Origin of the sequence: Streptococcus suis, assembly GCF_016743335.1 — a bacterium.
GTDB lineage: Bacteria > Bacillota > Bacilli > Lactobacillales > Streptococcaceae > Streptococcus > Streptococcus suis_Y.
Genome location: NZ_WCJE01000003.1, coordinates 16,761 through 37,806, shown reverse-complemented (window position 1 = coordinate 37,806; position 21,046 = coordinate 16,761). Strand labels below are relative to the sequence as shown.

Sequence of the window (21,046 nt, the reverse complement as noted above, 5' to 3'; positions counted from 1 at the left end):
GAGATACCATGCGCGTAAATATTACACTTGAACACAAAGAATCTGGTGAGCGTTTGTACCTTACTTCAAAAAACAAACGTAACACTCCAGACCGTCTTCAATTGAAAAAATACTCACCAAAATTGCGTAAGCACGTGATTTTTACTGAAGTTAAGTAAGGGGTTCACTACACGTCATTAGACGTCAAAACATTGATTTAAAGCGATTTTTGAAATTGTGAATTTCACTACATTGCAGTACAAATCAGTCAAATCTCTACATTTTTCTCTACACTTTTTAGATGATAAAATTTAAGTAGAACATGCAGATAATGAAAGGAACACTTCGTATGAAGTGTTCCTTTTATTCTTGATTCTTACGATAAATAATATACTCGTTCAATGTCATAATTGATAAATTTCCAGGTTTATCTTCTACAATAAATAAGTCGTCAATCCCTTTTCCACTACTATTATCAAGAATTTTTTTGGCATCTACTATTTTTTCTATAGACTCTTGATAGACTTTATCAGAAATCTCACTTGGAATTTCTAAATATATTGTACCTTTATCAGTTGTGGATTTTATAGTTAGTTTAGCAGGTTTTGTTTTTTTATTTGAATCAATGATTACTACTTTTTTCTTTTTAATTGAGCCAACAATCTTAAAAACTAGTTCCTTTAATATGTCCACAGTTAGCCCTAAAACAAGCATTTCTACAAACTCTCTACTTAATATTAATTCAATAAAAGAATCAAACGAAGCTTGAATTTGACTCTTATCAAAAAAAATTACCTCTATATTCTTACTTTTAAACTTTTCCTGAATTTCTAGTTGTTCATCATCCGTAAAAAGTTCTGGAACCTTAATAAGTATTCCTTTAACCATAAATAATCCTCCTTCTTTTACTTAACTAATTTCCAATTCTTAGCATCTGAATTATCAATCATAATTTTTCTACGATTACTTAACAATTCGTCACTCACAAAATATTGTCCTAATCGTTCTATAAACCCACATTTCTGACAAGTATAAAGATAATCTTCTCTTATTTCATTTACTAAAGCTATATTGAATTCAAATTGTTTGCTACACTCATCACAGGTCATACTAAGATGTTCACTGCTAAATATTAAATCAAAAATGCTCTCTAATTCTTTATTATCATCCTCTGATAATGCTAATATTATCTTCAAATTTCTGATATATCGATTAAACTCTGATGTTTTCTCGTCTATATCTACATATTTTTCAAAAATAGCAACAATAACCTCCACCAAATAGATTAGAATATATGGAATTTTTTCGTAGTACAAATTCCAGAAATCATCCCAAATTTCATCATCTGCAAATATAAAATTAAGATTCCGCTTCTCAGTAGGATAATTTTTATTTCTAGTCACCAAATGAATTGATTTATCAAATGCACTAGTCAAACTATTTTCAGCCTTTCGATTGTATATTACATCATACAATAATTCTGGATTTAGTAATTCTTGACTAAAATCCAGTGAACTATTTTTAGATTGAACTAATACCTTCGCTTTTGAGAATAAATCAATAACAAAATTTTTCTTTCCTTTTAAATCACTAACATCATATTCCTTAGGGCTTGCATATTGCACTTTTCCTAAAAATTCGTATGGTTGAACTAGTATCCAACTTAAATAGAATAAATTATCCTGTAAAGGTTTCCTAGCAAGTGAAAAAGCAACCGTTACCTTTCCCCTCTCTATACAGCTCAGTGATTCAAAAAGATAGTAATTTAAGTCTCGTAGAATTGAAAAGAATATATGAGGGATAAAGACTTTTTCAGAAATTTCTATATCCTTTCGTCTCTCTAACTCATCAAAAAGGTCAAATTTCTCACCTATCTCATTAGTAAATTTAAAAGACAAACTTGACAATTTATATTTATCAGCTTTAACCAATATATCAACTAAAATGTCATACAAATAAAGCATCAATTGATGACGTTTTATATACTTGGCTGGTAATAATTCCGAGATATATGATTTGACCAATATTTTTCCCTCGTTTCTTTCTCACTACTCAATATTATACTCTAGAAACAATCAATATTTCCTTATTTCTATACTATTTTTTATCTTCCATATCTCTCAATGCATACTCACATGCTTGAATCACGAAACTTGAAAAAGTTACATCCTTGTTTTGAATTGCTTTTTCTATTTCTTCAATAAGTGGTACTGGAAAACGAATTGTTTTATTTTCTGTTTCTCTGCGATTTGATTTTAGTTGAAATGCCATATCTTTTCTCCTCTTTTTGTTTTTAGGATATAGCATTTTGCACATTAAATATGCATTGCATTTTGCATTGCAAACTTAGTGTTATTACGTTATAATGTAATAAAAATTAAAATATAGGAGCCCAGATGGATATTGCTAATTCATTAAGAAGGTACTTAATATTAAAAAATAATCTAATCCCCTCAACACAAAATAGAATAAAAGAACTTGGAAGAGAAATTTTTCAAGCTGAGGTTTCTCTAAATGGTATTTCAGATGAAAAAGTATTTCTTGAGGACTTTAAATGGGATATTCGAACAAGAGGATTTACTATTTTCAATCTGATTCATCTACCGTCCCTGATTACGTTTATAATCTTTCTTATAGTTGTATTACTAGCCTTAGCAGGGGTTACTATTATTGGTGTCATTATAGAAACAATTATTCGAACTTTTATACTTTTCCAAGATTTTGAGTTTGAGGATACATTCTTCTATATCCCAATAAAAGCGGTTGAAGACTTTATCTATTATCCACCTTCAATTCCTGTTCCGATTGTGGTTGGGCTTTTGATAGTTTGGGTTTTATATAGTATCAGACAGGTTCAAAAAAATAAAATCTACTATGAAAATGTTGTTATTCCAGAGAATCGAAAGAAAAACGCTCTCGTCCCTGGAAAGCGTAGAAAACAACAATTAGAGGTAGATAATCTGAAAAATACCTTGAAATCCACTGAAGCTCAACTACTGAACCATCAAAATGAAATGATGAATATTATGAATACCATTTCCATTCCCAATCAATATTGGAATAATGATGAAGTCATAAATTTCCTCATACAAAAATTAGAATATGGGCAAGCGAAGACTATCGGAAAAGCTTTGAATCTTTGGGATATAGAAGTATCGACTAGAAGAGTTGAGCAGGCATCGAAAGCTGTTATAAAAGAGACGAGAGAATCGGAAGCTCGTCTGGCTAGACAACGTGCAGAACAACACGCGCAAGAGCAACGTAACATTAGAGATAATACCGAAGCTCAAAATAAAGTGGCAGAAGAATTAAAACGAAGGAATGACCGTTCTGAGTTCTATGATGATATTGCGAAGAAAAACGGTTGGTTATAAATAAGGAGACACACTATGAACAAAAAGAAATTTTTAGCGAGCTTTACACTATTGGCATCTACAGCACTCTTATTTGCTTGTCAGAGTAATGAAAGTACCACAAAATCCTCTGAAAAGATTGTTGAAACCTCCTCTTCATCAAAGGATGCAATCTCCGAGGAGCAAAGAAATAAGTGGTTGAAGGAGTTTTATGAAGAAGTAGCTGAGACTGATGGTTCAAATTACCATAATGAGATTGAAGAACGAAGTCAAAAAGCATGGAATGAGAATCAAACCAACATCTTCAATGGACAGGCTAGTCTAAATGTTACTAATGACTATCTTCCTTCTGAATTGACAAAGCTAAAAGTCACGCTTGACGGTTATGATGAATCAACTAGAAGATTAAAAGTTACTGTTACTAACAACTATGATGAAACACTGATTGGAACAACAACCAATTCAAACAATAACAACTTGTACGGGACATATTTCACTCTATATGGCTACACCACATTGTCAGGACGTTCTGAGAGGATAAAAATCGCTCAGATTGCTCTTGCTAGTGATTTACCAGCTGGGGAGTCTATTCAACTAGAAATTCTTCCATTGGCTCTTGCAAATCGCCAAACTGATTATGCTAAAAAAATGCAAAATAGTGAGCTAGATTCTAAATACTACCTACTATCAAGCGATTACGGAAATTCTTTATGGGATATTACTAAAGACCAATTAATGGGAGAAGAGATTATTTCAGAACAAATAGTATTATCTAGCCTTGCGAATATCTACATCGTACCCAAGCTAGTATTTGAAACTTACCCATCTACAGCTCCAAGTGATTCAGAGTTAGAAAATCTAATTTCAAACAATTAAAGAAAAGAGCAGACTGATGAACATAAAGAAACTAATATTGACCCTACTCACTCTAACGCTGACAATTGTCCTTTGTGCTTGTGGTAATCAATCGAATACTAATGATAGTCAGCTATCAGGAACATATTCATATGAAAAAAGCGGTATTGATGGCTCTGAAATGGGATTCGAAGATGAAGAATTGACATTGCATTATGAACTAAAAGTAAGTGGTGATGAAAACATACTTAATATCAATCTCCTTTCAGAGAGAGGAAATAATGTGAAGTACCTCTATTCAGAGAAAGTAACCATTGATACCGACAAACAGATTATCAGTGATAGCAATGGAACGGAGCTGAAATATTCAGTTTCAGGAAATTCTGTAACAATACCTGATTTAGCAGGGGATACGAGAGATGAGATTACGTTAACAAAAGAGTAAAAAAGATGAGCGACGGAACTCATCTTTTTTTGCTTTCTAAAATTTAACTGATAATAGTTTTAGATTGATTTGTGTATAGGGTAGTTTATATAAGATAGAATTTAAGGTCATTAGGAGACATAGCTTTGTTAGGAAGTGTGTGTGATATTTTAACAACGAATAATATTGTGGTACAGAACTTTTTAAAACCGAAAAATGGTTAGAAATAAAGAGATAAAAACACTTGAATTGATAGCGAACTTAGATTTATCAAATGCAATTTGTTGGCGTAAAAAAACGTATTTCGAAGAGAGAGCGTAAGCGTTAGTGCGAATTGACCGTCGCCAACAAGAGGAATCGAGTTGGCAGAGAGAAATCAAGCGTACGAACGGAGAAAAAGTTGATTGAGTCAACAAAGGGAGTGAGGGTAAATCTTAGAAAGTTACAATTTAAGTGTTTTTAGCCATCATTCTTACTATTTTGAGTTTTTATAAAGTGATGTAGCTTCACGGCTTTGCCGTGGGAAAAGAACAGATAATAATGAGAAAAGTATAACTACAGAGCATTAACTATCTTGTTGAACAAGATTCCATAATTTTGTTAAAAAGAGAGAATCAGATATTTCTGCGATTAGAAAAGCTCTTTTTCCAGTAAACCCGAATGATTTTTGTAAACTGTACAGATTAGAGAATGTCGGTAAGTCAACGCCATTTTTCCAATTGGTAATTTGTGCTATGTCTACATCAAGATATTCAGCAAGTCCTCTTTGAACAGATAGGGGCTTCCCATTATCGTCAATGCTACGATAATTAAGTTTATTTCTCATGATATCCTGTAATTTTTGCTTTTGCTCAACTTTGATTTTAGAAAGCTTATCGTCTAAATCACAAAGTCCAAGTTCTTCATAGTCAGATATACTATTATTTACTATCTTGTCTAAGAAGCATAAAAGCTTATTAAAGTTTTTTACAAACGTCTCCTGATTCTGTTTAGCTATTGTTCTTTCTGAGACTCCAGAATTATCTGAAAAAAGGGTAACTCCATCAACAATAGCGTCAAATACTCCAAAATCGGTTACCTTCTTAATAGGAGAGAGGATAGGTATGGTTGATGTCCCGTGCTCAGCTATTTTTAGTTTATCTGGGTAGGCCATCATTATGGTATCTAAAGTAAATTTTATGCTATCTAGCTGTTCCATTCTGTAGTAGCAAAGTCGAACAAAATTATCTGTATTTTTTTCAAACTCGCTTTCGACAGAATTATGTTTAAATTTAAAAAGTATCTTAGTTGCAAACTCTGCAAGTTTTTTTGTGTTTTTGTAGTTTGGAACTGCACCAACTCTCCAGCTCGAAATACTATTTTGAGACACTCCCAATTCTTTTGCAACATTCAACGATGAAATTTTATACTTTATTTTAATACGATAAAGGAACTCATCAAGAGCTTCAGTGAAGTGGGAATCCGTAAGTACATCAGGATGTTTCATTGCCATGATATAGCAGTTCTCTTTGAGTTTTAGGGTTAAGTCAGAGAGTTCGTCATTGAATTTATTGTTAGTCTTATGCATCAGATACACAGCTTTATTTTTGTCTTTGTCCATCTGAGATTTATATTCCGCTTCAATATAAGAAGCAAATACTGAAAGAGTCTCTAATTCATCAAAACTAGGTTCGGAAATAAATGTGTTATCTGCCCAACTTTTTAAAGTGTTTTGATTGATTCCTGTTTTTTCCGCAACAACAGTTATTGAACAATTCAGTATGGACTGCAAGTAATTCAGATAATTTTTTAATGAACTTGAAAATTCAGTACGCTGTTCTTGATGAAATTCTTGAATTGTTTTTTGCATATTAGATTACCTCTAATTATTTTTTCTTGATTATACCACGGCGTAGACTTCAAAAAAAGGGCATGCTTTTTTGATGAATGGGATAACAAAAATCCAAGTCGTACGACATTAAACCCAATGAATTGTTTTAATGGCTATGATATTCTTAAACTATACAAGATAGCTTCTTGATATATATCAAATGTGCACAAGCGATAAAAAACAAAAGAAAGCAGGTATTTATCATGAATACAAAAATTATTGTTGACATTACTAAGACCATAGGTCCTAGCTTAAGGTTTAAAGAGGCAAAACCAAAGACTGAGTATGGCTCGGATAAGATTATTGGGACTTCTATCTTTGTATTGGATAAAGATGGTAATGAACAAGTGGTTGCGATTTATAAACCAATGTCAGAGTTGTCTATTTTATCTAAGTTAGCTCCTTTTGATGAGATTGTATTTGAAGGTTTAGAAGGATACGTACGTGGCACTAGTCGAGAAGGTTCTACGTTCGTAACTCTAAAACTTGTCTTAAAAGCAGAAGGTGTGAGGGTACGAACAAATGGCTAATATAATTACATCAAAGTCTATGAGAAGTGCCCTTGGGATTCTTGATGATAAGTTATTATTGTTAGAGTTTGACAAAAAATATGCAAATTTAGCTAAAAACAAAGGGAAATTTCAACCTCTAACTCAATATACTATTTTGGGATTGAACGAAGAGACAGATTCACCTGTATATATCGGTGTTATCAAGACAACTGGTGAGGTTGCTACTTTAGATGAATATAAAGAACATCAGATTAAAACAGCAAACGTAGAGCTTGAAAAACTAGAAAAAGATAAGCAGAATCTTGAAAGTAAGATAGCAGAGTTATTGATAACAAACGATAAATTAACAGAAGACTCATGGTCTATAAGAGATGACTATGCAAAAGTTGCTGAAGAATTTGATGAACTCACAGACTTATTAGAGGATTTGAAGCAAGAGACTAAACGAGAACGTCGGAAGTTAAAGCGTAAAATTCGTAAAGAACTTCAACAAATGAGTTTAGTAGAGAAACTGAAGTTTTTAATGAGTTAGATAAAAAGTATTGTCTAAGTTGTCAGGGTTAGTATTACCCTGCTAACATTGATGACAATGACAAGCTACATAAAACTGTGATTACATGCAATTTATCTGCATGAATGTTGACATCACAAAAAAATGACAAAGGAGGAATTTATGACAAAAACTGACAGGCTCACCACTGCTTCTCTTGAAAAAGAGGATGGAATTAGGAGCACTTATCGAGCACACTCATTCTGTTGTGTGCTGAATAATGTAGATAAGTTATTCGATATTGAGACAGACTTTTTTGAAGACCAACGTTTTAGTGACAAGACTAGAAAGCGAGTTGAAGAATTTAGAAAAAAACTTCCAAAACTAGGCTATCCTTTTACACCAAAAAGAATGATTGAAATACTGATTGATTTTTGGATGGAAGATAGTGAGGACAGAAGTTGTGCCGTTAATTACGAAATCGGTGACGATGGAGTTCATCATTGTCATATGGTTCTTGAAGGTAAGCAAGCCATTCGCTTCTCAGCTTTACAAAAACTTTATCCCACAATCCATGCTGAGCTGACTCGAGGAACAAAAGAAGAAGTATTTGCATATCTCAATAAAACAGGAAAACATGAAGAAAAAGCACATACCATTGTCGTTCCCATGGTGATTCACGGAGAGATTAGAGCTAGTAAACAAGGCAAACGTACAGACCTTGAGATTATTGAGCAACTTTTGGAAGAAGGGCAGACTCCAGAAGAAATAATGAGCCAGAGTTTGAGTTTTCGTCGATTTTCAAAATTGATAAAAGAACATTACTATCAAATGCGATTGCGAACGACTCCAAGATTTAAGGAAAGTATGGAAGTCGTGTATCACGTTGGAGCTTCTCGAAGTGGGAAGTCTTATCAGCAAATCCGTTTGATGGATGAATATGGAGCGGGCAACGTCTATGTCTGGAGTGACTATCAGAATGGAGGGCTAGATACATATCTGGGAGAAAAAATCCTGTTCATGGAAGAATTCAAGGGGGAATTGTCTTACCAAGAATTTCTTCGTGTGACAGACTCCTACGTTCAGCAATTTCACGCCCGATTTACTAACATCTATGCTTTGTGGGAAAAAGTACATATCAGTTCAATATTTCCACCTAAAGAGTTGTATAAGTTGATGGTTTGTGACTCGCTGAGAGCAACTGACACGATGGAACAAATGATGTTACGGATAAGTAAGGTAGTATATCATTTCAAAGTAAAAAATAAAGGGAAGGTGCAATACAAATCTATTTCTTTTTCAATAGGAGATTTTAATCGTCATACAATAGAACAAATTGAGAAATTTGCCTATCAGTTTGACAAAGCCAATCCAAATGTCCTCAACTATAACTTTGAGACAGATGCATTTTTATCCACAATGAATCCGATTAAACATCTAAAGAAAAAAGCCATCACTCCTACCGACCAAAGCAAAAGTGATGACCTAAAACAGCGAGATAAGTAATAAGTTATCTCTATTGATATTATCGCATATTTAAAGGAAAAAGGATAATAGAAATGAACTCCGAAAAAATAAATCATATTGAAACTCTACTGAATCTATTAGTTGCCTTGATTCAGCAACAGACAAAGCAAAATATCACATTTGGAATTGTGACACAAAAGGAGCTATTAGCTCTCTTAGATATCTCTCCTAATACTTTGAAAACTTGGGAGAAAAAAGGCTTACCTCGTCTTGAACCCCCAATTGAGGGGACTAGAACAGTGTATTATAAACTGTCAGATGTACTTGATTTTTTGGAAAACTAATTGACAATGTGCTAAAATAGATTTATCTAATTAGAAAAGAGGAAAGTCTATTTTAGCCTTTTTCATTATCTGCAAGAAAGAGGCATTATGAAAACCGAAACAGTTATCTATAAAAATAAAAAGGTAATTAAGAAGACCAAAAACAATGGTGATATCAACTACGTTTTAAGAGGTGTTTATCTAGGACTTGATGAAAAAACTGGTAAACAGGTCACTACCTCTATTACCGCTAAAACTCTTCGCCAATTGGATAGAAAGTATATTCAAGCTAAACTGGATTTTGAGGAGCAAGGAAGCACTCGAAAAGAAGTTATAAGAATCAATACTTTAGAAGAGATTGCTGAAGAGTGGTTTAAAAACTATCAAAATTGGGTTACATCTGCTAATACACTAAATCGAGTAAGAGGTTATCTTGACACCTATATCATTCCACGTTTTGGCGATTATAGCCCAAATAAAATAGAGTCAGCTGAGATTCAGTCGTGGGTTAATGAATTAGCCGAGAAATCTAAGAAATCTGTTGAATCTGGGGTGAAGAGAGCAGAAAAAGGAAGTGCAAAAGATTTCGGAGCTGTGACTCATAAGTTAAGCGATATTTTCGACTTCGGAATAACGAACTATGGATTGTCAAAAAATCCAGTATCCACTGTTAAAATACCTCCAAAGCCAAAAGCCAATAAAAAACGAATTATGGTACTTCATGATGAAGATTTAACATGTTGGCTAAACTTTTTATCAAATTTACCAGATACACGGGCTAATCGTAGGTTTAAAGTCATTTGCAACACCTTGCTTGCTTCAGCTTGCCGTATCAATGAGTTACTAGCATTAGAAATTCATGATTTGGATATAGAAACAAGCGAAATCACTATAAATAAAACTTTGATGTGGAAAAGAGCAAATAAAAAGCTGGGGTTAAAAGGAGAGATGGTTTGTAAGCCAACCCCAAAAACCGATGCAGGAAATAGGAAGATTCCTGTTCCAAATGAAATAATTGTAGCTTTAGTAGATTTTCACAATGAGATGAATATTTATTTTGAAAAACATGGATTGCCTAAGTCTGACTTAATATTCCCAACAATTTATGGTAACTATATGTGCGATAGAAATGAGCGTGCTACACTTAAGAAACGCCTATCATCACTTGGTCTACCTGACTATGGCTTTCACTTATTCCGTCATACTCACGCTTCTTTGATGTTGAATGCTGGAGCGAACTGGAAGGAATTGCAATTTAGGTTAGGTCATCAGTCAATTTCAACGACAATGGATACTTATGCTGAATTAGCGCCTAAGCGAAAATTTGAAGCAGTCAATATTTATCTTGATAAAATCGCTAAATTAACAGCTTAATTTATCACTACATTTTTCTCTACACTTTTGAAGAGATTTTATAAAAACCTTGTTATATCAAGGTTTTCAATAGCTAAAATAGACAGTATTAGACCCTTACTGAGGTTAAGTAAGGGTTTCAGTACACGTCAATAGACGTCAAAATATTGATTTTAAGCGATTTTTGATTTTTTGAAACTCATTATATCGCACTACAAATCAATAAAAACTCTACCTTTTACTCTACCTTTTTTAGATGAATATATCATTTGGATATTGAAGTTAAGCCCTGTTATCATTTCGATGGCAGGGCTTTTTAATATTTGGTACACTAACTTCTTATCTATATTTTGGTGGAGCTAAAGTTGACATCTACAATGTTTAATGTTAAAATACATTCAAAAATATATTTGAATGAGGTGTTTTATGATTCAAAATGTTGTTACTTCAATAATCCTGTATTCTGGGACAGCCGTAGACTTACTTATTATCCTAATGTTATTTTTTGCCAAAAGAAAAAGCAGAAAAGACATCATTAACATCTATTTAGGACAATTTCTAGGCTCTGTTAGTCTAATATTGCTAAGTTTGCTTTTTGCATTCGTCTTAGATTATATTCCTAGTAAAGAGATTTTAGGTTTACTCGGTTTGATTCCAATTTTCCTAGGCCTCAAAGTTTTGCTTTTAGGAGATTCTGATGGAGAAGCTATTGCAAAAGATGGTTTGCGAAAAGACAATAAAAACCTGATTTTTCTAGTCGCTATGATTACTTTTGCAAGTTGTGGCGCTGACAATATTGGTGTCTTTGTCCCATATTTTACCACCTTAAATTTAGCGAATTTGATAGTGACTTTACTTACTTTTCTAGTCATGATTTATCTCTTGGTTTTTTCTGCCCAAAAATTGGCACAAGTCCCTTCTGTTGGAGAAACTTTGGAAAAATATAGCAGATGGTTTATTGCCGTTGTCTATTTAGGATTGGGGATGTATATCCTGATTGAAAACAACAGCTTTGACATGCTACGGGCTGTGTTAGGCTAGGAGAAAAAATTATGAAAAAAGATAGTATCTGTCAAGTGGATGTTATAAATCAACAAAATGTTACAACCGCAACGAACTACCTTGAAAAGGAAAAAGTTCAAAAATCACTTCGCATTTTATCAAAGTTTACCGATAATAAACAGATAAATATCATCTTTTATCTCCTTGCTGTTGAAGAACTCTGTGTCTGCGATATAGCCTGTTTACTAAATCTCAGTATGGCATCTGCCTCCCACCATCTTCGTAAACTAGCCAATCAAAACATCTTGGACACTAGAAGAGAGGGGAAAATTATATATTATTTTATAAAAGATGAGGAAATCAGAGATTTTTTTAATCAACTAGGATAACAATGGATACTTACGCTGAATTAGCACCTCAACGAATGTTAGAAGCTGTGGGTATTTATCTTGATAAGATTGCTGAACTAACGCAATAACTACTCTACCATTCACTCTACCTTTTGCTAAGGAACATTACAAAAACGTTGATATATAAACGTTTCTAACAGCTAAAATAGACAATACTTAATCTTTACTGATGTGAAATAGGGATTCACTACACGTCAATTGGCGGTAGAAACCTTGATTTTAAGCGATTTTTGAAAGATGAACTTTCATTACATTGCAGTACAAATCAGTCGAATCACTACCTTTTTTGAAATAAGATTTTGATTCGGATAAGTAATAAACCCACTGGCTAATTAAGTCAGTGGGTTTTTGAGTGATTAGAGAAGAGCGAAGTTACTGATTAACAAGATTTACAATGATAATTTCTGGGCGATTAAAGAATCTTGGTACTCGTGTAGATTCTTTGGCCAGACCCCTGCTTACAATAAAATACGAATTTTCAACTTCATATAAACCACCTGCATATTTCGGAAGAAAACCTTGATTAGGCGCAAATACACCATTAACCAAATAAGGCACTCTCCATTGTCCTCCATGCGCATGACCAGATAACACTAAATCAAATCCATACTTTTGATATGTATCAATTAGTTCTGGCCGGTGCGCTAGTAAAACTTGAAAGTCAGTGCTTATTTGCTTCCCTTTTATGTCTTCAAGTTGGTCTAGCAAACTCCCACTAGCATCATACTTTTGAAAATATTCAGGATCATCAATGCCTGAAATAGTGATGGACTGCCCCCTTACATCAACTCTACTACTATCTCCAGATAATACGACCACATTCTGTTGTCTCAGATGTTCCAGCATCTGATCATATCGATTACTCCATATTTCATGATTACCTGACACATAGTAAGTATGATTAAATTTTACTAGCCCGCTTAACAATTCTAGAGTTTTTCTGTCAGAAAGTTCATCATCAAAAATATCTCCACCTAATAAAATGATATCTGGGCCTTCTTTCTCTAATGTTTCCAAGATTTGTATCTGATTTTTACCGTAATTTGATGAGTGTAAATCAGTAATTAGAGCAAGTCTGATGGGCTGAGATATTTTGGGACTAACAAGCCTGTAATGAGTTACTTGAAGCCGACTGTCAAAACCTAAGGCAAGAAAAATTAGGAGACAAATAAAAACAAACCATCGTGGCTTAATATTTTTTAGTTTTTTCATTAAAGGTTACTCAATAATAATATCAAAATGTTTTTTATCAACCTCTTTTGGAGCAACATAGCTAATACTTCGTTTGGCATTGAAAATATCAGATTCTTCCAATGAAGTAGAGAGTCCGCTCCATGGTTCTAATGCGATAAAGGGACTCTTATTTGTAGTTGACCAAATCACTAAATACGGAAAATCTTCAAATGAAATCGAAAGTTTTTTCTGATGATTTTTTGATTTCAAGGTTACCTTTCGTGATGCTAATTGATCCAATGTGATGGCATCATACTCAAACAATTGATAGGACAAGTCCAAGGTCTTTTGATTTTCCAAGAATGGCCGGCGGTCTCGCAGATCAAGTAAGCCAGTTTCTGGAAAACTTCTAGGTACTGTACAAGATTCTACTTTTTCAAATTCTAAATAATAGTCTTCATAACTCTCACCATCCAACAAGGGACAATTAAAACCTGGGTGACCCCCAATAAAGTAAGGTAGCTTTCTATGTCCCTCAAGGTTTTTCACCCGATATTCAGTTCGAATTGTATTGCCAAGTAGTGAGTAGTTAATGGAAAGTTCAAATTCAAAAGGGTAATTTTTTACGGTTTCTTCATTTGATGAAATAGAAAATTCCAAAGAGTTCTCTGTACTATTTACATTTTTGAAGATCATTTTTCTCACAAGTCCATGCCTTGGAATTGTGCCTGTAAATGTCGGTCTTTCTGCAGGTTCATAGATAGCCCAATCATTTCGTAAACTTCCACAAATCGGAAATAGAACTGGTGCTTGACCGCTCCAATAGGTCGGATCGCCTTGCCAAAGATATTCGATACCATCCTTATCTTTAATAGAAATAATTTGCCCACCAAATTCAGAAAATTGTACTGTTAAGTTCTCATTTTTTAATTCGAGCATAAAAACTGCCTCCCTTATATGAAAACAAGGATGCTAACTTGAGCTAGGCATCCTTGTATTACTTTTTTATTCAATAACCTGTGTTTCTGCTACTTTTTTATACCAATAAGCACTTTTCTTCGGATAACGTTCTTGGGTCTCAAAGTCAACATAAAACAAACCATATCGTTTCTCGTATCCATTTGACCAAGAAAATACATCCATCAAGGACCAGATGAAATAACCTTTAACATTGGCACCATCTGAGATAGCATCTGAAATCACTTCTAAATGCTTTTTCACATAATCAATTCGACCATCGTCATAGACTGTACCATCTACAAATTCATCTTTATAGCCTAGACCATTTTCAGTGATGTAGATTTTCTTATAGTTTGGATAGTCATTTTTTACACGCATGATTTGATCATAAAGACCTTGCGGATAGATAATCCAATCCCAGTCCGTTTTTGGAATATCAACTGGGGACTCTCTACGACCAACTCCTTTGATTTGATACTTAGAACTTCCCTTTTCACCTTTACCATTATGGATGATTTCCGTTTCTCCATCATATGCTCTCATCCAATCACTCATATAGTAATTGATGCCCAAGAAGTCGTTCAAATCTTTTGCAGCATCTAAGGCAGCGAAGTCTTCATCACGAAGGTCTAATTCCCCACCATTTACTTTCAGAATATGGCGAACACCTTCAAGAGTCTTTTCAGAATAGTAACCCAAGTATGTTGCATCTAGGATAAATTTATTGTGAATAATATCTTCAAGTTCCGCTGCACGGACATCTTCTGGATTGGTTGGATCATAAGGATATTTCGTTGGCAATGCATGTACAACACCAATTTCTCCGCTATAACCAGCATCCTTGTAGAGCTTAACAGCCTTGGCATGTGAAACCATCATATTGTGATGAGATTGGAATACTTTAGCTAAGTCATACTGAATACCTGGTGGGAACTTCCCAACAAGATACTGACCGTCACCAATTGGGCCGATTTCATTAAAGGTTGTCCAGTAATTAACTTCAGGGAATTCTTTGAAGCAAAATGCTGCATAATTGACAAAGTGTTCAATGTTATCTCGATTTAGAAAGTCACCATTAGAATGTAGCGTTTCTGGTGTATCAAAATGGTGAAGCGTTACAAATGGTTCTACGTGACGTTTATGGCATTCCGCAAATAATTTATGGTAAAACTCTACTCCCTTTGGATTCACTTCTCCAAAGCCTGTTGGGAAGATACGAGACCACGCAATTGAAATACGAATGCCGTTTACCCCAAATTGTTCACTTAGTTCTAAATCAACTGGATAACGATTATAAAAATCAGAAGCTGGTTCCGCAGTGTACCAGTAATTATCTTCTAGATACTTATCCCATGCAACACGACCTTTTCCATCTGTCTTTGTGGCACCCTCTGCTTGATATGCAGCAGTTGCTCCACCAAATATAAAATCTTTTGGTAATGTTTTAACCATATGCCTACCTTCTTCTATATAAAACTAAAGTCTTTTGGTTTGCTTTTAGTACTAGGCAACGAGATGCAGGCTGCTTCAATAGTTCAGCGGACTGTTGAAGGTTGGAAATCGTACTTACGACAGTAAGTAACGTTCGTAGAGTACGGCAAAGCGAGTTCAAACAATCCAGTGGAGTGTTTGAAGTGGGAAATAAGGAAACGGAGTTTCCTCTTACGTCGAAGTAATAAAAGATAAACCAAATGACGATAAAAGGGGAGGAGTTGGAGATTTATAACTCCCTCCCCTTTTGATTAAGAACCTGTATTCACAAGTGAAGTGCTTGTATATAAGAGATAGTTTTTCGCTAATCAAGGCAGTTTTTTGAGGGAATACTGACTGTATTTTGAAAAAAACTAACGATGAGTAGCTGAAAAACTAGCCTTAGATGGAAGTGCTGAACCGTGAATACAGGTTCTAGAACTGTTGTTTAACAAAGTCAAGAGCACCTTGACCATCACGTGTGAGTTTAATGTATTGAGCCCCTTCAGTTTTGGCGAGTTTAATGCCCAATGCATCGGTTTCTTGCTTCATATCATCGTAGTTCGATGCTACTTGAGGTGCAAGGATGACTAATTGATATTCTGGTAAAATCTCACGGTGAGCACCATAGCTTCCTGCTGTCGCTGTGACTGGAACGCCGTATTCTTTGGCGGCTTTAGTTAAAGCGTTGGCAAGCAATCCACTTGTACCGCCTCCTGCACAAAGTACCAGAACGTTTGTTTGTTCAGAAATCTCGGCATCGACTGCAGCTTTTTCAAGGATAGCATCCGCCTTAGCAGTATTGAAGTTAGCTGCCACTTTCTCTTTCAAGCTATTTTCAACTTTACCTGATTGTTCCTCAGCAAGAATTTGCTCATCGTAAACTTTCAAGAATGGATAATAGATAAGTACATCGACAACGACCAACAAGGCAGCTAGTGCAAAGGCAAGTGGAGCAAAGTTTGTTCCCATGACAATCCCCAATGGTCCTGGAGTTGTCCATGGTAAGTTGACGCTGAAACTGTTCATTTTTAGCGTATCAACAAAGAATTTGAAAATCCATACGTTAACAATTGGAGCTAAAATAAATGGAACAAAGAATACTGGGTTGAGTACGAGTGGTGCACCAAACAAGATTGGTTCATTTACACCAAAGAATGTTGGAACAACTGAAGCACGTCCAATTGCTTTGTTTCGTTTAGACTTAGTCAACCACATAAACATGAATGGCACAACCAAGGTAGCACCTGTACCACCCATTGTCACGATAAACATTTGAGTACCTGAAGTCAGGATTTTGTCAGCGTGTTGACCCGCCTGTAGAAGCTGGAAATTGGTTTCAATATTGGCATAAGTAATGGCTGCAATTGCTGGCTCAACAATTGATGGACCATGAATCCCTACAAACCAGAACAAGGCATAGGCACCAAAGATAATGGTAATACCCACATAACCATCTGCTGCTGTGAATAATGGCTCAAATAATTTCAGAATAGCCTCAGCAACGTTTGTTCCAAGGAATTGACGTGTTACAAGATCGATTCCATACAAGACAAAGATAGACAATGCATATGGAATTACGTCTTTAAATGCCTGGGATACGTTCGGTGGAACTTCATCTGGCATACGAATGGTGACATTGTTTTTCACACAGACCTTATAGATATTAACCGTAATGAAAGCTGCTAGAAAGGCTGTCAAAAGTCCCTTAGTTCCCATGTAACCATTGGCAAACCCACCTTCAATACCATCAGAAGCCAGTAATAGGAAACCTGAAATTGAGGCGATCATGGTTGAAATGAAGTTGATTTGATTGGTTTTTGGCAATTGACGGTTAAAAGCGTCTGTCAAAGATTTTGCGGTCGTTCCTGCAACTAGGACAGCTACAATCCCCATTGTATAACCGTAAGGTTTCATGATGGCCGCAACCGCTTCATCAGACCAAGTAAATCCAAAGATATTCGGCACGAAAGCTACCAATAGGAAGATACTTGAGAATAAGATAACTGGCATGGCTGCGATAAAACCATCACGGATAGCCCTTAAATAAGGGTTTCTCGAAATCTTTTCAAAGAAAGGCTTCCCTTTCTCAATAAATTCAATCAATTTATTCATTACTTATCACCTCGTTTGTACAGTTCAATCATATGACTCATCATGTCTTTCAATAACAATGTTGTCATGAGATGGTCTTGACCATGCATGAGCGTCACACTAAAGGCTAAATCCTCACCAGCCGCTTCTTTTTGCAACAAGCTAGTCTGAGCATGATGTGCTTCAACAATACAAGCATTGGCAGCTTCAACTAGTTCTTCTGCTTTTGCATAATCACCTTTTTGAGCAGCAGCCAGTGCCTCCATCAAACGAGAACGAGCATCACCAGCGAACGCAACAATCTCAAAACCTAATAACGTAATTTCTTCTCTGTTCATAATATGAACCTCCTTTTAAAATTGAATTGATTTACAATAACCGTTGAATATGTAGTACAATATAGAACCTTTCACTGTCATTTACAGGTTCATCAACCAATGTTGTGATCATCTCAAAAATCTGACTTCCAATCAGGTAAGCTCTTGGATTCTGGAGCTTGATATGCTGTTCCAAACTAGCAATTGATTCATTTGACTGATGAGATCTATCTAAGTAATTCAGAAAATAGGACAAATGGATCATAAAGCGATCATAAAAATTACTATTTTCTTTTGAGCGTTTAATCCCATTCTCCGTCAAGATTTGTTCAACATCTGTTATAATTTTTTTGCTGATGTCCTGTTCTTCACTTGTGGGATGAATGGTTTCACCCTTTGCATTAATTAAGTGAAGTGCAATTCTACCAATCTCATCATTCGGAAGCTCTTTTAGCAACTTTTCACGAAACATAGCTAAGGCTTCACGCGCCATTTTATATTCCAATGGATATTCGGCTGAAATATTGGGTAGCTTACTTTCTTGATAAGTATTCTTCAAAACCGCCTGATATGCACAATAGATATGATCTGTCAGTGTCACATAGAGATATTCTTGTACAGGATAATGATAGGTTGCTACGAGATGATTGATAACCGTGTAGGTTGCAGAAATAAAATCTAAGGGAATATCTTTTAATAAGGTTAGAAAATTTTCTTTGGCCTCATCATTTTTTAGCGAAAAGATATTCTCTATCTTATCCTTAACAATTAAATCTCCCTTTTTCTTTTGAAAGGTTATACCTAAGCCCATCACGACTGCCTGTTCCCCATGTTCATTTTTTACCAGAGCAGCGTTATTATTTAGTGACTGTATAATCCTAAACATATATTCCTCCTATATTTTTAAGCAAAAAAAGACTACAAACAAACCGAGAATATCCTACTCTCAAATCCATTTGTAGTCTTGCCTAATCGAATTAGTTACAATCCACTCTATTCTTGCTGATGAGATTATTATAGCATATTCTCAGAAAATGTAAACCCTTTCTTTAAGAAAAATGGTTATTTTTTATAAAATTTTTCTACCCAGGATGTTGCAGTTTGAGACAAGACTGCATCAAGTCCCTCAATATTTTCACGACCAACAGTTCGTAACCATTCACGTGCTGCTTCTTCTCCTTGTTCAATATAGACTGGCACAACACCTGCCCATGTTGCACGACCGCAGAGAACACCATTAAACTTAGCACCTGCTTCATGTGCAAATACTAGAGTATCTTGGAAGAGTTTTGCAGAAACACCTGCACTAAGATAAATGTATGGCAAATGAGTTGATGCTTCTTGTTGACGGAAATATTCGGCTGCTTCTTCTTTTGTATAAACGACTTCCCCTGTTCCAAAGCCTTCTACAAAATTCATGTTCACAGGTACTTCTACCTTAAGAACATCTACTCCAAAACGCTCAGCCGAAAAGACTTTCATGGCTTCATTTACTTTTCTAGGTTTAACTTTAGCAAACTCAACGCTAGCATTGTCCTCAATCGTCTCATCATAGCTCAAAATCTCCAAGAAGAATGGCAAACCTTCTGCCTGACATTCTGAACCTAAACGTTCAATATAGGCATGTTTTTGAAGATTAACGTATGGATCACCATCAACGTCATAGTAGAGTAGAAACTTAATGGCATCTGCCCCCTCTTCTTTTAGTCGTTTGACAGACCATTCTACCAGGCAATCTGGCAAACGACTGGTAGAGCTGGTGTCATAGCCAGTTTTTTCATAAGCCAAAAGCAAACCGCACTGTTCGTCACGGGCGCGTGATGCTGGCAAACCAAATTCAGGGTCTAACAGAATTGAGGAAGAAAACTGTGTTAATTCCTCTGAAACTAGTTTCTTTAGTTCTTCCATCTGCTCCACAGTAGGTTCTTCTATCTGATGTTTTGCCATCATTTTTTTCAGGGCTCCACGTTGGTCAAAAGCTAAAGCTGAAATAATACCTGCTTCATTGCTTACTTTTTCCATGTATTTTCTTTTATCTGCTGTTACTACCATATTATACCTCTTCGACTTCGATTTGAGAATACAACGATTCTGCATTTTCTAAATTGACATAACCTGTCTGTTCTTCCTGGGCATTTAGCATGCCCAAAACATTAGCCTTTTTAAGTAATTCTGTATCAGGTAAGGCATGTACCAAACTAGCTGCAATACCTGCAACAGTTGAATCTCCTGATCCTACTGGATTGACGACTTTTATTTTTGGAATTCTGACACGATAGAACTTGTCATTGTGCTTGGCAAAAGCCCCCTGTGCCCCTAATGAGACGACTATCCAATCAATTCCTTGGAAAAGTTGACCAGACAAAACTGATTTCAACTCTTGAATATCATCAGTAACTTCTTTACCAATCAGTTGTGATAACTCCTCTGTATTCGGCTTAATAACTGTCGGCTTCTGCTGGCTTTCTAAGACGTTTTTCAGCGCCTCACCAGAACAATCCAAAACAACAGCTACACCGAATTTTTTACAAAGTTCTACAATCTCAACATAATAATTGCTAGCAAGTCCCTTAGGCAAACTTCCTGAAATGACAACTACATCTACATTGTTCAGAGTAATTTCAAGGTGTTCAATAAAATTCAAAGCTTCATGTTCTTGAATAGTTGGTCCTTGTTCTAAAATCTCCGTCTGTTTGCCATCATGAAGGACCGCAATGCAATTACGTGTTTCATTCCCAATTTCCACAAAGGAATTTTTAATATCATTTCGAGTGAGTTGTTTCTTTACATAACTTCCAATCTCGCCGCCAATAAAGCCTGTTGCTACAACATCTTCACCAATTTGTTTCAAAACTCGTGTGACATTGAGCCCCTTACCTCCAGCTGTTTTTTGAACTTTTTCAACTCGATTGACCGTATCCAAATGAAAGGTATCCAATTGATAGGCAATATCAACCGACGGATTTAAAGTGATTGTCAAAATCATGTGAGCCT

General features: G+C 35.2%; 23 protein-coding genes and 1 pseudogene. 11 read left to right on the top strand and 13 right to left on the bottom strand.

Features of this window, described 5'->3' with window-relative positions:
* Positions 1 to 8 precede the first annotated feature (8 nt).
* Positions 9 to 158, top strand: coding sequence for a 50S ribosomal protein L33 (gene rpmG / locus F9856_RS01925; protein ID WP_002262412.1), 150 nt, complete (start codon positions 9 to 11; stop codon positions 156 to 158).
* 184 nt (positions 159 to 342) lie between these two features.
* Here rpmG and F9856_RS01920 read toward each other — a convergent pair whose 3' ends face one another.
* From F9856_RS01920 to F9856_RS01910, 3 genes are all read right to left on the bottom strand, one after another.
* A complete protein-coding gene (locus F9856_RS01920; protein WP_018376430.1) occupies positions 343 to 867 on the bottom strand; it encodes a hypothetical protein in 525 nt (174 codons plus the stop codon).
* A 17-nt stretch (positions 868 to 884) separates the two neighbouring features.
* Positions 885 to 2,003, bottom strand: a complete 1,119-nt coding sequence (locus F9856_RS01915) for a hypothetical protein (RefSeq protein ID WP_018376429.1) — start codon at positions 2,001 to 2,003, stop codon at positions 885 to 887.
* Positions 2,004 to 2,076: 73 nt separating this feature from the next.
* Positions 2,077 to 2,250: a YlcI/YnfO family protein gene (locus F9856_RS01910; RefSeq protein ID WP_202105543.1), complete on the bottom strand. Its 174-nt coding sequence runs from the start codon at positions 2,248 to 2,250 to the stop codon at positions 2,077 to 2,079.
* Between the two features lie 125 nt (positions 2,251 to 2,375).
* Here F9856_RS01910 and F9856_RS01905 point away from each other — a divergent pair, with 125 nt between their 5' ends.
* The 3 genes from F9856_RS01905 to F9856_RS01895 are packed head-to-tail and all read left to right on the top strand — an operon-like array spanning position 2,376 to position 4,632.
* Entirely contained in the window at positions 2,376 to 3,353 is a 978-nt protein-coding gene (locus F9856_RS01905) for a hypothetical protein (protein WP_105128907.1), read from the top strand.
* 15 nt (positions 3,354 to 3,368) lie between these two features.
* A complete protein-coding gene (locus F9856_RS01900) occupies positions 3,369 to 4,208 on the top strand; it encodes a hypothetical protein (protein WP_202105542.1) in 840 nt (279 codons plus the stop codon).
* A 16-nt stretch (positions 4,209 to 4,224) separates the two neighbouring features.
* Positions 4,225 to 4,632 (top strand): hypothetical protein, encoded by a 408-nt coding sequence (locus tag F9856_RS01895; RefSeq protein ID WP_202105541.1) that lies wholly within the window; start codon positions 4,225 to 4,227, stop codon positions 4,630 to 4,632.
* Between the two features lie 544 nt (positions 4,633 to 5,176).
* Here the strand turns inward: F9856_RS01895 and F9856_RS01890 are convergent.
* Positions 5,177 to 6,460, bottom strand: coding sequence for a hypothetical protein (locus tag F9856_RS01890; protein ID WP_202105540.1), 1,284 nt, complete (start codon positions 6,458 to 6,460; stop codon positions 5,177 to 5,179).
* A gap of 224 nt (positions 6,461 to 6,684) precedes the next feature.
* On the opposite strand from F9856_RS01890, the gene F9856_RS01885 reads away from it, so the two are divergent.
* From F9856_RS01885 to F9856_RS01865, 5 genes are all read left to right on the top strand, one after another.
* Entirely contained in the window at positions 6,685 to 7,011 is a 327-nt protein-coding gene (locus tag F9856_RS01885; RefSeq protein ID WP_018376423.1) for a hypothetical protein, read from the top strand.
* Positions 7,004 to 7,525 (top strand): hypothetical protein, encoded by a 522-nt coding sequence (locus tag F9856_RS01880; protein WP_018376422.1) that lies wholly within the window; start codon positions 7,004 to 7,006, stop codon positions 7,523 to 7,525. Before F9856_RS01885 ends, F9856_RS01880 begins: the two co-directional genes overlap by 8 nt.
* Positions 7,526 to 7,666: 141 nt before the next feature.
* The gene (locus F9856_RS01875) at positions 7,667 to 8,989 is read left to right on the top strand and encodes a replication protein RepA (RefSeq protein WP_105128912.1); all 1,323 of its coding nucleotides are present in this window, start codon (positions 7,667 to 7,669) and stop codon (positions 8,987 to 8,989) included.
* 53 nt (positions 8,990 to 9,042) lie between these two features.
* The gene (locus F9856_RS01870; protein WP_044766244.1) at positions 9,043 to 9,294 is read left to right on the top strand and encodes a helix-turn-helix transcriptional regulator; all 252 of its coding nucleotides are present in this window, start codon (positions 9,043 to 9,045) and stop codon (positions 9,292 to 9,294) included.
* Between the two features lie 87 nt (positions 9,295 to 9,381).
* The gene (locus F9856_RS01865; protein ID WP_105128913.1) at positions 9,382 to 10,647 is read left to right on the top strand and encodes a tyrosine-type recombinase/integrase; all 1,266 of its coding nucleotides are present in this window, start codon (positions 9,382 to 9,384) and stop codon (positions 10,645 to 10,647) included.
* Between the two features lie 191 nt (positions 10,648 to 10,838).
* Here F9856_RS01865 and F9856_RS12110 read toward each other — a convergent pair.
* Positions 10,839 to 11,024, bottom strand: a pseudogene (locus F9856_RS12110) (FanG protein).
* Positions 11,025 to 11,052: 28 nt separating this feature from the next.
* Here F9856_RS12110 and F9856_RS01860 point away from each other — a divergent pair.
* Both F9856_RS01860 and cadX read left to right on the top strand, forming a co-directional pair.
* Positions 11,053 to 11,667: a CadD family cadmium resistance transporter gene (locus F9856_RS01860; RefSeq protein WP_328708142.1), complete on the top strand. Its 615-nt coding sequence runs from the start codon at positions 11,053 to 11,055 to the stop codon at positions 11,665 to 11,667.
* An 11-nt stretch (positions 11,668 to 11,678) separates the two neighbouring features.
* Positions 11,679 to 12,017, top strand: a complete 339-nt coding sequence (gene cadX / locus F9856_RS01855) for a Cd(II)/Zn(II)-sensing metalloregulatory transcriptional regulator CadX (protein ID WP_000711078.1) — start codon at positions 11,679 to 11,681, stop codon at positions 12,015 to 12,017.
* Positions 12,018 to 12,410: 393 nt separating this feature from the next.
* Here cadX and F9856_RS01850 read toward each other — a convergent pair whose 3' ends face one another.
* The 8 genes from F9856_RS01850 to F9856_RS01815 form a co-directional block, all read right to left on the bottom strand.
* Positions 12,411 to 13,250 (bottom strand): metallophosphoesterase, encoded by an 840-nt coding sequence (locus F9856_RS01850; protein ID WP_202105538.1) that lies wholly within the window; start codon positions 13,248 to 13,250, stop codon positions 12,411 to 12,413.
* A gap of 6 nt (positions 13,251 to 13,256) precedes the next feature.
* Positions 13,257 to 14,150, bottom strand: coding sequence for an aldose 1-epimerase family protein (locus F9856_RS01845; RefSeq protein WP_202105537.1), 894 nt, complete (start codon positions 14,148 to 14,150; stop codon positions 13,257 to 13,259).
* 66 nt (positions 14,151 to 14,216) lie between these two features.
* Positions 14,217 to 15,623: a 6-phospho-beta-galactosidase gene (lacG, locus tag F9856_RS01840; RefSeq protein WP_202105536.1), complete on the bottom strand. Its 1,407-nt coding sequence runs from the start codon at positions 15,621 to 15,623 to the stop codon at positions 14,217 to 14,219.
* 453 nt (positions 15,624 to 16,076) lie between these two features.
* Positions 16,077 to 17,756: a lactose-specific PTS transporter subunit EIIC gene (locus F9856_RS01835; protein WP_202105535.1), complete on the bottom strand. Its 1,680-nt coding sequence runs from the start codon at positions 17,754 to 17,756 to the stop codon at positions 16,077 to 16,079.
* On the bottom strand, positions 17,756 to 18,073 hold the full coding sequence (locus F9856_RS01830) for a PTS lactose/cellobiose transporter subunit IIA (RefSeq protein ID WP_003048451.1): 318 nt from the start codon (positions 18,071 to 18,073) through the stop codon (positions 17,756 to 17,758). The genes F9856_RS01835 and F9856_RS01830 overlap by 1 nt, the downstream gene beginning before the upstream one ends.
* A 31-nt stretch (positions 18,074 to 18,104) precedes the next feature.
* The gene (locus F9856_RS01825; RefSeq protein WP_202105534.1) at positions 18,105 to 18,938 is read right to left on the bottom strand and encodes a PRD domain-containing protein; all 834 of its coding nucleotides are present in this window, start codon (positions 18,936 to 18,938) and stop codon (positions 18,105 to 18,107) included.
* Positions 18,939 to 19,114: 176 nt separating this feature from the next.
* Positions 19,115 to 20,104, bottom strand: coding sequence for a tagatose-bisphosphate aldolase (gene lacD, locus F9856_RS01820; protein ID WP_202105533.1), 990 nt, complete (start codon positions 20,102 to 20,104; stop codon positions 19,115 to 19,117).
* A gap of 1 nt (position 20,105) precedes the next feature.
* A complete protein-coding gene (locus tag F9856_RS01815) occupies positions 20,106 to 21,038 on the bottom strand; it encodes a tagatose-6-phosphate kinase (protein WP_044681526.1) in 933 nt (310 codons plus the stop codon).
* Positions 21,039 to 21,046: the final 8 nt, after the last annotated feature.

Coding starts and splice junctions, on each gene's coding strand:
- rpmG (WP_002262412.1), top strand. CDS start 9: ATGCGCGTAAATATTACACTTGAACACAAAGAATCTGGTGAGCGTTTG.
- F9856_RS01920 (WP_018376430.1), bottom strand. CDS start 867: ATGGTTAAAGGAATACTTATTAAGGTTCCAGAACTTTTTACGGATGAT.
- F9856_RS01910 (WP_202105543.1), bottom strand. CDS start 2,250: ATGGCATTTCAACTAAAATCAAATCGCAGAGAAACAGAAAATAAAACA.
- F9856_RS01905 (WP_105128907.1), top strand. CDS start 2,376: ATGGATATTGCTAATTCATTAAGAAGGTACTTAATATTAAAAAATAAT.
- F9856_RS01900 (WP_202105542.1), top strand. CDS start 3,369: ATGAACAAAAAGAAATTTTTAGCGAGCTTTACACTATTGGCATCTACA.
- F9856_RS01895 (WP_202105541.1), top strand. CDS start 4,225: ATGAACATAAAGAAACTAATATTGACCCTACTCACTCTAACGCTGACA.
- F9856_RS01890 (WP_202105540.1), bottom strand. CDS start 6,460: ATGCAAAAAACAATTCAAGAATTTCATCAAGAACAGCGTACTGAATTT.
- F9856_RS01885 (WP_018376423.1), top strand. CDS start 6,685: ATGAATACAAAAATTATTGTTGACATTACTAAGACCATAGGTCCTAGC.
- F9856_RS01880 (WP_018376422.1), top strand. CDS start 7,004: ATGGCTAATATAATTACATCAAAGTCTATGAGAAGTGCCCTTGGGATT.
- F9856_RS01875 (WP_105128912.1), top strand. CDS start 7,667: ATGACAAAAACTGACAGGCTCACCACTGCTTCTCTTGAAAAAGAGGAT.
- F9856_RS01870 (WP_044766244.1), top strand. CDS start 9,043: ATGAACTCCGAAAAAATAAATCATATTGAAACTCTACTGAATCTATTA.
- F9856_RS01865 (WP_105128913.1), top strand. CDS start 9,382: ATGAAAACCGAAACAGTTATCTATAAAAATAAAAAGGTAATTAAGAAG.
- F9856_RS01860 (WP_328708142.1), top strand. CDS start 11,053: ATGATTCAAAATGTTGTTACTTCAATAATCCTGTATTCTGGGACAGCC.
- cadX (WP_000711078.1), top strand. CDS start 11,679: ATGAAAAAAGATAGTATCTGTCAAGTGGATGTTATAAATCAACAAAAT.
- F9856_RS01850 (WP_202105538.1), bottom strand. CDS start 13,250: ATGAAAAAACTAAAAAATATTAAGCCACGATGGTTTGTTTTTATTTGT.
- F9856_RS01845 (WP_202105537.1), bottom strand. CDS start 14,150: ATGCTCGAATTAAAAAATGAGAACTTAACAGTACAATTTTCTGAATTT.
- lacG (WP_202105536.1), bottom strand. CDS start 15,623: ATGGTTAAAACATTACCAAAAGATTTTATATTTGGTGGAGCAACTGCT.
- F9856_RS01835 (WP_202105535.1), bottom strand. CDS start 17,756: ATGAATAAATTGATTGAATTTATTGAGAAAGGGAAGCCTTTCTTTGAA.
- F9856_RS01830 (WP_003048451.1), bottom strand. CDS start 18,073: ATGAACAGAGAAGAAATTACGTTATTAGGTTTTGAGATTGTTGCGTTC.
- F9856_RS01825 (WP_202105534.1), bottom strand. CDS start 18,938: ATGTTTAGGATTATACAGTCACTAAATAATAACGCTGCTCTGGTAAAA.
- lacD (WP_202105533.1), bottom strand. CDS start 20,104: ATGGTAGTAACAGCAGATAAAAGAAAATACATGGAAAAAGTAAGCAAT.
- F9856_RS01815 (WP_044681526.1), bottom strand. CDS start 21,038: ATGATTTTGACAATCACTTTAAATCCGTCGGTTGATATTGCCTATCAA.